The following is a 12,093-nucleotide window of genomic DNA, read 5'->3' on the forward strand; positions in this document are numbered from 1 at the left end:
ATCATGACGACTTCCCTGCGCAAACTCCTCATCGCCAATCGCGGCGAGATCGCGGTGCGCATCATCCGTGCCGCGCAAGCCCTGGGCATCACCACGGTGGCCGCCTGCAGCGACGCCGACACCGATTCGCTGGCCGCGCGCATGGCCGACGAAGTCCAGCGCATCGGCCCGGCCCGCGCCGACCGCAGCTATCTCAATGTGGACGCCTTGCTCAAGGCCGCACGCGACAGCGGCGCTGATGCCCTCCATCCGGGCTATGGCTTCCTCTCCGAAAACGCCGCCTTCGCCGAGGCCGTCAACGCTGCCGGATTGATCTTCGTGGGACCGCAGGCCGATACCATCCGCCGCATGGGCGACAAGGCCGAAGCGCGCCGTACCGCGGCCGCCGCCGGGGTGCCGGTGGTGCCGGGCTCGGCGGGCGAACTGGAGGATCTCGCCACCGCACTGGCCTGTGCCGACGAAATCGGCTATCCGCTGCTGATCAAGGCCTCGGCAGGCGGCGGCGGGCGCGGCATTCGCATGGCGCGCGATGCTACCGAACTGGCGCGGGAATTTCCGCTGGCGCAGGCCGAAGCCCAGGCCGCCTTCGGATCCGCAGCGGTGTACCTGGAGCGCTTCATCCGCCGCGCGCGCCACATCGAAGTGCAGATCCTGGGAGACGGCGAGCGTGCCGTTCATCTGTTCGAACGTGAATGCTCGCTGCAACGCCGTCGCCAAAAGGTCCTCGAAGAAGCGCCCTCGCCCGCCCTCACGCCCGCACAGCGGCAGGCCCTGTGCGACAGCGCCGTACGCCTGGCCGAACGGCTGCACTATCGCGGCGCCGGCACGCTGGAATATCTGTTCGATGACGAAAGCGGCGAGTTCTTCTTCATCGAAATGAATACCCGCATCCAGGTCGAGCATCCCGTCACCGAGATGATCACCGGCATCGACCTGGTGCAGGCCATGCTGCGCATCGCCGGCGGCGAACCGCTGGGCCTGCAGCAATCCGACATCCGCATGCAGGGTGCTGCGCTGGAGATGCGCATCAATGCCGAAGATCCCGAGCGCAATTTCTTCCCCTGCCCCGGCACCGTAGCGGAGTTGCAGTGGCCGCAGGGTGAGGGCATCCGCGTGGAGAGCCATCTCTATGCGGGCTATCGCATCCCGCCCTATTACGACTCGCTGCTGGCCAAGCTGGTAGTCCATGGCAAGGACCGCGCACAGGCCATCGCGCGCGCCCAGGCGGCAGTTCTCGCCACGCGCATCACGGGCATGGCGACCACATTGTCACTGCATCAGTGGCTGCTGGCCGATGCCCGCGTGCAGTCCGCCCGCTTCGATACCGGAGCGTTGGAGACCTGGCTGGCCGAACGTACAGACACCCGCGCCAAGCAACTTGAGGAGGCCTGAGATGAATCGCCTGCAGACCACGCCTGTCACGCCCATCCGCTACAGCATTGCGGGCGACGAACACCTCTTTGCGGAGGTCTCCGAATCGATGTCACTGGAAGCATTCTTCCGCGCCATGGCCATCACCCGCGCCGTGGAGAAACTAGCCTTGCCCGGCGTGCTGGATGTATGCCTGGCCAATGCCTCCTTCCAGATCCGTTTCAATCCCGACCTGATCCATCCGCTCGCCCTGCTGGAACAACTCGAGGCGCTGGAGAGCAGCACCACCGCCGAGCGCCGCATCGACACGCGCATCATCGAAGTGCCTGTGCTGTATGACGATCCCTGGACCAATGAAACACAATCGCGCTTCCGCGACCGTCACCAGGATCCTTCCTCCACCGACCTGCAGTACGCGGCGCGCATCAATGGCTACGACGAGACTCAAGCCTTCATCGCGGCGCACAGCGGCACACCGTGGTTCGTCTCCATGGTCGGCTTCGTGGCGGGCTTGCCCTTCATGTACCAGATGGTGGAACAGGACCGGCAACTGCAAGTCCCCAAATACCTGCGCCCGCGCACCGACACCCCGAAGCTGACACTGGGACACGGCGGTTGCTTCGGTTGCATCTACTCGGTACGCGGCGCCGGGGGTTACCAGATGTTCGGTGTCACGCCCGCCCCCATCTACGATCCGCAACAGGGACTGCCTTATCTGCGGGAATCGATGGTGTTCTTCCGCGCCGGCGACATCGTGCAATTCAAGCCCATCGATCGCACGGCGTATGACGCCGCCATTGTCGAGGTCGAGGCCGGTCGCTTCGATCTGCGCATCCGCGCAGTCCGCTTCGATCTCGATGCCTTCCAGGCCGATCCCCAGGCCTGCATCCACGCTCTCAAGGAGGCCCTCCATGACGATTAAGGTGAAACAGCCCGGCCTGGCGACCTCGGTGCAGGATGGTGGCCGGGAAGGCTACTACCATCTGGGCATCCCGCCCTCGGGGGCCCTGGACCAGTACGCCCTGCGCAGCGCCAACCTGCTGGTTGGCAATCACGCCAGCACCTCCGCGCTGGAATGCAGCCTGCTGGGGCCGCAACTGGAATTCCGGTCTGACGCTCTGGTCGCCGTGACCGGAGCGCGCATGCAGCCGCGTGTGGATGGCAGTGAACGCCCGCTCGATACCGCGTTCATGGTGCGCAGCGGCCAGGTCCTGAGCTTCGATTATCCGAAAGCGGGCGCACGCAGCTATCTCGCCATCGCCGGTGGCATCGATGTGCCGGTGGTGCTGGAAAGCCGTTCCACCTATGCGCTGGGTGCGCTGGGCGGGTGGCAGGGACGCAAGCTGGCCAAGGACGACGAACTGCCGCTGGGACGCGCATCGCCGAAGGCCATCGAAGGCCGCACCCTGCCGCTGTCGCTGGTGCCGGTGTACGACCGCGAAGCCACGCTGCGCGTGGTGCCGGGGCTGTATATACACCGTCTCACCGATGAGGCGGTGGAGCGCTTCTTTGACGACACCTGGACCGTCGGGTCGGAAGCGGACCGCATCGGCTACCGCTTCAAGGGTGGCCAGGCGATGCAATTCAGGCCGCGCGAACAGCCCTTCGGCGCGGGCTCGGATCCCTCCAACATCGTCGACGCCTGCTATCCCATCGGCTCGATCCAGATCCCCGGCGGCCTGGAGCCCATCGTGCTGTTGCGCGATGCTGTCTCCGGCGGCGGTTACGCCACCATCGGCACCGTCATCAGCGCCGACCTCGATCTGATCGGCCAGCTGCAACCCAACCACAAGGCGCAGTTCGTCCGCGTGACGCTGGAGCAGGCGCTGGAGGCCAGACGCCAGTACCAGCAGCGCATCCAGCGTCTGGCCAGCTTCCTGGACAACTGAGCCCGTCACCCGCCGCATCAAACCGTTTGATGCCCAGTTCCCGGCCGGGCGCCTGCCAGCACTCGTCGGGGCAGGACGCGCCTGTCGCTGCCGCCGTTCGTCTTGGCAGTTGCGCCTCATCCGCCTCATCGACTCATCCGCCTCATCGACTCACCGCTTCACGTCTCTGGAGAAACTGACATGGCCGGTCTATCACAAACACAGAACAAGGAAATCGATCTCTCCACCCACAGCCTGCCCGCCAGCGCGCGCATGGGCAAGCTGTCGCTGACGATGGCCTGGTGGGCCGTCTGCAGCGCGATCTTCTACATCGTCGTGGGTGCATCGCTGGCGCTGACCTATGGCGCAGGCAACGCCTTGATCGGGATGGTCCTCTCGGTCATCAGCTATGGTCTCATCAATGCCTGCATCAGCCGTTACGCCATGCGCACCGGGCTCTCGGTGGCCTTGTTCTCGCGCATCCTGTTCGGACGGCTGGGCGCCTCGCTGGCCACGCTGATCTTCTTTTCCACGGCGATCTATTACGCCGTCTTCGAGGGGTCGGTCATCGCGGTGGCGCTGCATCACCTCTATCCCACGCTGCTCTATCCGGTGGCCGCGCTCATCGTGGTGCTCTACAGCGTGCCGCTGGTCTTCGGCAGCGTGCAGCACTGGCTGGACAAGTTCAATGGGGTGCTGCTGCCGTTCTACCTGCTGGGCCTCCTGATGGCGCTGGTGCTGGCGGTGAGCCAGTATGGCTACCAGCCGCAGTGGCTGGACTTCGGCCCGGCCATGCCGCCGGCCGATGGCTGGTGGAGTTGCTTCACGTATTACATGGGCGTATGGGTGCTGATGATGTTCACCTTCGACTATGCCCGTTTCGGCAAGCCTGAAGATGCGACCTATCATGGCCGCTTCAATTTCGGCATGCCCTTCTACCTGGTCACCATCCTGCTCAATGGCGCAGCCGGCATCTACCTGGCCAGCAGCATTCCGCAGGATGGCCCCCTGTCCGAGGTCTCGGTGGTGATGGCCATTCTCAAGCTGATGGGCTTCTGGGGCCTGCTCTTCGTCTGGGTCACGCAGACCCGCATCAATACCGCCAACTACTACCTGGCCACGGTCAACATGCAGGCCTTCTTCGGCAACCTGCTGGGCCTGCATGCATCGCGCCTGGTGTGGGCGATTGTCGTCGGTGCAGTGGTCTATGCGCTGATGTTGGCGGACGTGTTCTCCTACCTGCTCAAGGCCCTGGCCTACCAGGGCGTGTTCGTGGTGGCCTGGGTCGGCGTGGCGCTGGCGCATATCCTCACCGTGGGCGATCATGGCGCCGCCGCAGACGGTGCGCCTGGCATCAACCGCTGCGGTCTGGGCGCCTGGTTCTGCGGCGTGCTGCTGGGCTTTGTGCTGATGGAGATGGCGGGCTTCTGGCAGTCGCTGTCGGCGCCGCTGACCTTTGTGGTGTCGATGGGGGTGTATGCCTTGTGGCAGCAGCGCGGACGGGCGGGGAAGACCCTGCAGACCGCAGATTGATTCCGTTCCATCAAAACACAGGGCGCTCCCGGAGCGTCCTTTTTTCACGAAGGTGTTCCCGTTTGGGGAGCGCATCAAGAAGTTCCTGTCCACCAGGTCCGCTGTGCAGCCCCTTGTCTGTGCGGCGAATCCCCCGCATAATCACCGCATGAATAGCGGCGATTATACCTACCTCTGGCAGGCTCCCGATTGGCCCCATTGGCGCTACGACCTGAACATCCTGGCCGAGCCACTGGCCCAGGTGAGCCATGCCCAGGGTGTCCTACTGGGCCGGCTGGCCGATGTAGGACTCGGGTTGCGCGACGAAGCCAACCTGCTGGCCCTGACCGATGACGTCCTGAAAACCAGCGCCATCGAGGGCGAGCAGTTGAATCTGGCCTCGGTGCGCTCTTCCGTGGCGCGCCGCCTGGGCGTCGATATCGGCGCGCTGGCGCCAGTGGACCGGCACGTGGAAGGGGTGGTGGACATGATCTTCGACGCCACCACCCATCATCACAAGCCACTGACTGCCAAACGTCTCTTCGCTTGGCACGCGGCCTTGTTCCCGACCGGCTATTCGGGGTTGAGCGAAATCATCGTCGGCGACTGGCGCGATGACGCCCAGGGACCGATGCAGGTGGTCTCCGGACCACTGCACCGTCAGAAAGTCCATTATGAAGCGCCCCCTGCCCGACGGCTGGCGCGCGAAGTGACGCGCCTGCTCAACTGGATCAATACCGCCAAGCCCGCCGAGCCTGCCCTGCTGCGCGCCGGCCTGGGGCATCTATGGTTCGTCACCCTGCATCCTTTTGATGATGGGAACGGGCGCATCGCGCGCGCCGTCGGCGACTTGCTGCTCGCCCGCGCCGATGGCAGCCCCCAGCGCTTCTATAGCCTGTCGGCGCAGATCCAGCGCGAACGCAAGGCCTATTACGACATCCTGGAACGCACCCAAAAGGGCGACATGGATGTCACCCCCTGGCTGTTGTGGTTCCTGCAGATGCTGCTGGCAGCGGTGAACCAGGCCCATCGCACGCTGGATGCCGTGCTGGTGAAAGCGCGCTTCTGGCAAAGAATCGCCGGTACGCCACTCAATGTCCGTCAGGTCAAAGTGCTCAATCGTCTGCTGGATGGTTTCGAGGGCAAACTCACCAGCAGCAAATGGGCGGCTCTGGCGAAATGCTCTTCCGACACTGCCCTGCGCGATCTCAACGAACTGGTTGCGCTGGATCTGCTGCAACGCTCTGCCGCAGGCGGTCGCAGCACAAGCTACGAGCTCACGCTGCGCTGAATCAACTCCGTCGGTTCCCGCCCACCCCCAGGTAACTTTCCACGATCCGGCTATCCTCTGCCAGCACCCCCGCCGGGCCCGCGCAGACGATCTCCCCCATCTCCAGCACATAGCCGTAGTCGGCCACCTGCAGGGCCGCCCGTGCATTCTGTTCCACCAGCAAGGTCGCCACGCCCGTACTGCGCAGCTGGCTGATGATGGAAAGAATCTCCCGGGTGATCAACGGCGCCAATCCCAGGCTAGGCTCATCGAGCATCAGCACCTGCGGCTTGGCCATCAGCGCGCGGCCCACCGCCAGCATCTGGCGCTCGCCGCCGGAGAGCGTGCCGGCAGCCTGCTTGCGCCGCTCCTTCAAGCGCGGGAACAGCGTGTACACGAAATCCTGCTGGTCCAGATAGCCCGACTCGCCATTGCGATGCCGCTTGTAGGCTCCCAACAGCAGATTGTCCTCCACCGTCATGGTGGTAAATAATTCACGCTTTTCCGGCACCAGCGAGAGCCCGCGCGCGACCCGCTCTTCCACCTCCATCTGGCTCACGTCCTCGCCCTGGAAGGCGATCCTGCCGCTGGCCGCTGCGCCGCTGGGCAGCGCGCCCATCATGGCGTTGAGCAGGGTCGACTTGCCCGCGCCATTGGGGCCGATGACCGTCACGATCTGGCCGGCGCGCAACGATAGCGCGGTATCGGTCAAGGCGGCGACCTTGCCATAGCGCGCCGACAGGCCGCTGACTTCCAGCAGCACCGGCGCAGTGGTAGCGCGCACCTCGGGCTCGGCGCTGGCATGGGGCATCACGGTGGCGGCGGTCATCATTGGGCTCCTCCCAGATAGGCTTCCAGCACGGCCGGGTGGACCTGGATCTGGGCCGGCGTGCCCTCGGCAATCTTGGCGCCGAATTCCATGACCACGATGTGGTCGGTCAATTGCATCACGAAGTCCATGTCGTGCTCGACCAGCAGCACCGCCATCCCTTCACCGCGCAGCTTGTCCAGCAAGGCGGCCAGCGCCTCCTTCTCTTTCAGGCGCAGGCCCGCGGCAGGTTCATCGAGCAGCAGCAGGGCCGGATCGCAACAGAGCGCGCGGGCGATTTCCAGAATGCGTTGCTGCCCCAGCGCCAGGCTGCCGGCAGGCCGGTCGACCAGATCACCGAGGCCGACGCGTTCCAGCTGCCGCCGCGCTTCGCTGAGGATGCGCGCTTCCTCGCTGCGGTTGGCGCGCAACAGGCTCGCCAGGATGCCACGCTGCGGCGCGAACTGGCCGCGCCGGAATGCGCCCATGGCGGCGTTCTCCAGCACGCTCATGCCCGGCACCAGCCGCACGTGCTGGAATGTGCGGGCGATACCGCGGCTGGAGATGTCGCGGGACGACAATCCCGCCAGCGACTGGCCGCGATAAAGGAGCTTGCCGCTGGACACGGAGAGCACGCCCGTGACGAGGTTGAAGGTGGTGGACTTGCCCGCTCCGTTTGGCCCGATCAGGCCGACGATCTCTCCGGCCTTGACTGAGAAGCTCACATTATTGACCGCAACCAGTCCGCCGAACTGCTTGCGCGCCGCCTCGACGTCGAGGATCACTTCGCCCCGCGCGGGCTTGGCCATCTGCGCTAGAGGCGCGGCGTCAGCGGGCAGCGGGCGCGGCCGGCGACGGCCAAAGCGCGCCTGCAGGCGCGGCCACAGTCCTTCGTTGGCGAACTGCAGGAAGATCACCAGGGCGATGCCAAAGACAATGGCCTCGAAGTTGCCGCCCGTGCCGAGCACGCCCGGCAGCCACTCCTGCAGGAAGTTGCTCAGCACCGCCAGCAGGCCCGCGCCCAGGATCGCCCCCGCGACATGGCCAGCGCCGCCGACCACCACCATGAGCAGGTAGTCGATGCCGTACTTCAGGCCGAATGGCGTGGGATTGACGGCCTGCTGCAGGTGGGCGTAGAGCCAGCCGGAGATGCCGGCCAGCACGGCGGCATAGACGAAGATGACGATCTTCAGGCGGGCCGTGTCCACGCCCATGGCTTCGGGCATCACGGTGCCGAAGCGCAGGGCGCGCACGGCGCGACCCGCGCGCGAATCGAGGAAATTGACCACCGAGACCAGCGCCAGGATCAGCACCACCCAGATCAACAGGTACATCGATGCGCCATTGCCGAATTCAACGCTGCCGATGGTGATGACGGGAATGCCGTTGATGCCGTCATGCTTGCCCAGCATCTCCAGGTTGCCGAACAGGTAGTACAAGGACAGGCCCCAGGCGATCGTGGACAGCGGCAGGTAGTGGCCAGAGATGCGCATGGTGAGCGAGCCGATCAGGAAGGCCGAGCATGCGGTCAACGCAATGCCGGCCAGCAGGCCGATCCAGGGCGAGAGTCCGAATTGCGTCGTGAGATAGGCGGTGGTGTAGGCGCCCATGCCGACGAAGGCGGCCTGGCCGAACGAGATCAGCCCGGCGACGCCGGTCAGCAGCACCAGGCCGAGCGCGACGATGGCATACAGGCCGACGTAGGACAGCAGCGTCACCCAGAACGGCGGCAGGCCCAGTTGCGGCAGGGCCAGCACGATGGCGAAAAACAAGGCCGGCAGCGCGGCGCGATGCGATATGAATGCAGTCATGACGGCGTCCTCAGGCTTCTTCGTCGATATGGTGGCTGGTCAGCGAGCGCCACAGCAGGATGGGGATGATGACGGTGAAGACGATCAATTCCTTGTAGGCGCTGGCCCAGAAGGACGAGAAGCTTTCGATCAGGCCGACCGATACCGACCCCAGCGCCGCAATCGGATAGCTGGCCAAGCCGCCGAAGATCGCACCGACAAAGCCCTTGAGCGCGATGATGAAACCGGACTCGTAGTTGACGATGGTAAAAGGCGCAATCAGGATGCCGCACAGCGCCCCGATCCCGGCGGCCATCCCGAAGGAGAGCTTGCCGGCCTGGTTGATGCCCACCCCGACCAGGCGCGCGCCGAGCCGATTGACGGCGGTGGCGCGCAAGGCCTTGCCGGTCAGCGTGCGTTCGAAGAAGACATAGATCACGGCAATGAGCGCGGCCACCGTGATCAGCACGATCACGCTCTGGCCCGAGACCGGACTCTCGCCGAGATTGAATTGCATCTCGGTGAATGGCCTGGTGTTGGTTCCCTCGGGACCGAACATCAGCAGGCCCAGGCCAACCATGGCCAGATGCACGCCCAGCGAGACGATCAGCAGCACCAGCACGCTGGAGTGCGCCAGCGGCTGATAGGCCACGCGGTAGATCATCGGCCCCATCGGCACCACGATCAACAGCGCCAGCAGGATCTGCCATGGCATGGCCAGCGCCTGCAGGTCGAGGCAGCGCGTCAAGGCAAGGATCGCCAAGGGCAAGCCGAGGTGCGTGGCCAGCAGCAGCGGCAGGCGGCGCAGCAGGCGCGCACGCGTCTGCGCCAAGCGCAGCGCGCTGCCGGTCTCGACGGCCAGGGTCACGGCGCCCAGGGCCAGCAGCAACAGCGCCGTAGCGGGCGCCTGTCCATTCTGGATGGCCGCCAGCGTCAATGCGCCGAAGGCGACGAATTCGCCCTGCGGCAGGAAAATCACCCGCGTCACTGAAAACACCAGTACCAGCGCCAGCGACAGCAACGCATAGATCGCGCCGGTCGTGATGCCGTCCTGGATCAGCACGGTCAAAATGCTTGTATCCATGTCTCCTCCTGTTCGTTCCGGCTGCCGCAGTCTGTGCTGCGGCTGGCCGTGGATGTCGTTGGTCCTTGCTGAACCTTTTATATTTTTTAGATCATTTGGCGCATGATCTGGCCCACAGCATTCATTCCAGGGGCTTCTTGGCCACCAGCGTGAGGATGTCGTAGGAGGCCACCAGCTCGCCCTCCTGGTTGCTCACTTCCACATCCCAGGCCACCACGCCCTGGCCCTGGCCATTGGCATCCTTCTTGTTGCGGTCGATCTTGCGCTTGCAGGTCAGGCGCGCCGAGATGGTATCGCCAATGCCCACCGGCTTGACGAAGCGCAGCGTATCCAGCCCGTAGTTGGCCAGCACCGGGCCGGGCGCGGGCGAGACGAACAGGCCGGCGGCCGCCGAGAGCACGAAGTAGCCATGCGCGATGCGCTTGCCGAAGGGCGACTGGCGGGCGGCGATCTCGTCGAAGTGCATGTAGAAATGGTCGCCGGAGAGGCAGCCGAAATTGACGATGTCGGCTTCGGTGACGGTGCGGCGATGGGTGGTCAGCGAATCACCGATCTGCAGGTCTTCGAAGTAATGACGGAAGGGATGGATACCTGACTCGCGCACCCGGGCGCCGCGCACGTGCTCGCCCACGACGGCGGCCAGCATGGTCGGCGAACCCTGCACAGCTGTGCGTTGCAGGTAGTGCTTCACCGCACGCGAGCCGCCCAGTTCCTCGCCGCCGCCGGCGCGACCGGGGCCGCCGTGCTTGAGTTGCGGCAGGGGCGAACCGTGGCCGGTGGATTCCGCTGCGGCTTCGCGGTCCAGCACCAGCAGGCGGCCGTGCCAGGCAGCGGCCACCGGAATGGCGCGCGCGGCCACCGCTGGCGTGCGCGTGACCAGGCTGGCCACCAGGCTGCCGCGCCCGCGTGCGGCCAGGGCCAGGGCTTCGTCGAGATCGTCATAGGGCATGAGCGTGCTGACCGGACCGAAGGCTTCCACTTCATGCACCGGGCTGCCCGCGGCGGTATCACGGGCCAGCAGCAGCGTGGGCGCGAAGAAAGCGCCCTCGCCCACGCCCTGGCCTTGCGGTGCGAAGGCGCTGCCGGCGCCGAGGATGAGGTCGGCGCTGTGCCTGAGCAAGGCCACGCGTTCTTCCACATCGCGCTGTTGCGCACGCGAGGCCAGCGGCCCCATGCGCACCGTTTCCAGTGCAGGATCGCCGACCACGATCTTCGACAGCCTAGCGGCCAGTCTTTCCGCGACTGCATCGACGTGCCGACGCGGCACGATGGCGCGGCGGATGGCCGTACACTTCTGGCCGGCCTTGGTAGTCATCTCGCGCGCCACTTCCTTGACGAAGAGATCGAACTCCTCATCGTCGGCGGTGATATCGGGGCCGAGGATGGCGCAGTTCAGCGAATCGGCTTCGGCATTGAAGGGGATGGAGTTGGCGATCAGATTGGGGTGTGCGCGCAGCTTGGCGGCGGTATCGGCCGAGCCGGTAAAGGTCACTACGTCCTGCGCCTGCAGGCGCTCCAGCAGATCGCCGGTGCTGCCGATGACCAGTTGCAGGCTGCCTTCGGGCAGCAGGCCCGATTGCTGGATCAGCCGCACCGCTGCCTCGGCCAGGTAGCTGGTGGCGGTGGCGGGCTTGACGATGCAAGGCATGCCGGCCAGGAAGGTGGGGGCGAATTTTTCCAGCATGCCCCAGACCGGGAAGTTGAAGGCGTTGATGTGGACCGCCACGCCGCCGCGCGGCACCAGGATGTGGGTGCCGGCAAAGCGGCCCTGCTTGCCCAGCCGCATGGCCGGGCCTTCGTGGACCAGGTTGGATGAGGGAAATTCATTGGCGCCGATGCTGGCATAGGTGAACAGCGTACCGCTGCCGCCTTCGATGTCGATCCAGCTGTCGGCACGGGTCGCTCCGGTATGGGCGGAGACCGCGTACAGGACTTCCTTGTGCTCCATCAGGTACTTGGCCAGGGCCTTGAGGATCGCGGCGCGTTGCTGGAAGTCCAGCGCCATCAGCGCAGGCAGGCCGGTCTTGCGGGCGTGTTCCAGCGCTTCGCCGAAATCGATGGACTCTTCATGGGTGCTGGCCACGGCGCTGCCGTTGACCGCGCTGTGCAGCGCTTGGGATGGGCGTTGGCCAAGCCAGCGGCCGGCAATGAAACTCTGTAGCAGGGGTGGATGGGCGGTCATCGGGGACTCCTGATAGGGGTAAGGGATGAGCAGTTGCAAGTTGAGGCAGCGGCTGGTGGAGAGCCGCTTGCGGATGGTTCAATGCCGCTTGGCTGAGATTCGACATGCACCACCGGCTGTTCGACCTGAGTAGCGGCGCAGCCGCGTATCGAAGCCTGTCCTGAGCCCGTCGAAGGGGCGCTCCGGCGTGCGACCTCCGCAGCGCCTT

At 65.4% G+C, this 12,093-nt stretch carries 9 protein-coding genes; 5 read left to right on the plus strand and 4 right to left on the minus strand.

What is annotated here, in order from left to right; translation table 11 throughout:
* The first annotated feature begins 3 nt into the window (after nt 1–3).
* The 5 genes from ACP92_RS20500 to ACP92_RS20520 all read left to right on the plus strand — a co-directional run bounded on the left by ACP92_RS20500 (nt 4) and on the right by ACP92_RS20520 (nt 6,042).
* Nucleotides 4–1,392: an acetyl-CoA carboxylase biotin carboxylase subunit gene (locus tag ACP92_RS20500; protein ID WP_013236042.1), complete on the plus strand. Its 1,389-nt coding sequence runs from the start codon at nt 4–6 to the stop codon at nt 1,390–1,392.
* Between the two features lies 1 nt (nt 1,393).
* A complete protein-coding gene (locus ACP92_RS20505) occupies nt 1,394–2,293 on the plus strand; it encodes a 5-oxoprolinase subunit B family protein (protein ID WP_013236043.1) in 900 nt (299 codons plus the stop codon).
* On the plus strand, nt 2,283–3,260 hold the full coding sequence (locus tag ACP92_RS20510) for a 5-oxoprolinase subunit C family protein (RefSeq protein ID WP_013236044.1): 978 nt from the start codon (nt 2,283–2,285) through the stop codon (nt 3,258–3,260). The genes ACP92_RS20505 and ACP92_RS20510 overlap by 11 nt, the downstream gene beginning before the upstream one ends.
* Nucleotides 3,261–3,440: 180 nt before the next feature.
* Nucleotides 3,441–4,772 (plus strand): purine-cytosine permease family protein, encoded by a 1,332-nt coding sequence (locus ACP92_RS20515; RefSeq protein WP_041311253.1) that lies wholly within the window; start codon nt 3,441–3,443, stop codon nt 4,770–4,772.
* A gap of 148 nt (nt 4,773–4,920) precedes the next feature.
* Nucleotides 4,921–6,042 carry a Fic family protein gene (locus ACP92_RS20520; protein ID WP_013236046.1) on the plus strand — a complete coding sequence of 374 codons (1,122 nt, stop codon included), beginning with the start codon at nt 4,921–4,923 and terminating at the stop codon, nt 6,040–6,042.
* 1 nt (nt 6,043) lies between these two features.
* On the opposite strand, the gene ACP92_RS20525 is transcribed toward ACP92_RS20520, so the two are convergent.
* From ACP92_RS20525 to paaZ, 4 genes are all read right to left on the minus strand, one after another.
* Nucleotides 6,044–6,853: an ABC transporter ATP-binding protein gene (locus tag ACP92_RS20525; RefSeq protein ID WP_013236047.1), complete on the minus strand. Its 810-nt coding sequence runs from the start codon at nt 6,851–6,853 to the stop codon at nt 6,044–6,046.
* Entirely contained in the window at nt 6,850–8,640 is a 1,791-nt protein-coding gene (locus ACP92_RS20530) for a branched-chain amino acid ABC transporter ATP-binding protein/permease (protein ID WP_013236048.1), read from the minus strand. Before ACP92_RS20530 ends, ACP92_RS20525 begins: the two co-directional genes overlap by 4 nt.
* A gap of 10 nt (nt 8,641–8,650) precedes the next feature.
* Nucleotides 8,651–9,703, minus strand: a complete 1,053-nt coding sequence (locus tag ACP92_RS20535) for a branched-chain amino acid ABC transporter permease (protein ID WP_013236049.1) — start codon at nt 9,701–9,703, stop codon at nt 8,651–8,653.
* A gap of 121 nt (nt 9,704–9,824) precedes the next feature.
* Nucleotides 9,825–11,885 carry a phenylacetic acid degradation bifunctional protein PaaZ gene (paaZ, locus tag ACP92_RS20540; protein WP_013236050.1) on the minus strand — a complete coding sequence of 687 codons (2,061 nt, stop codon included), beginning with the start codon at nt 11,883–11,885 and terminating at the stop codon, nt 9,825–9,827.
* Nucleotides 11,886–12,093 lie beyond the last annotated feature (208 nt).

It is taken from the genome of Herbaspirillum seropedicae, assembly GCF_001040945.1.
In the GTDB taxonomy this organism is placed as follows: Bacteria; Pseudomonadota; Gammaproteobacteria; order Burkholderiales; family Burkholderiaceae_D; genus Herbaspirillum; species Herbaspirillum seropedicae.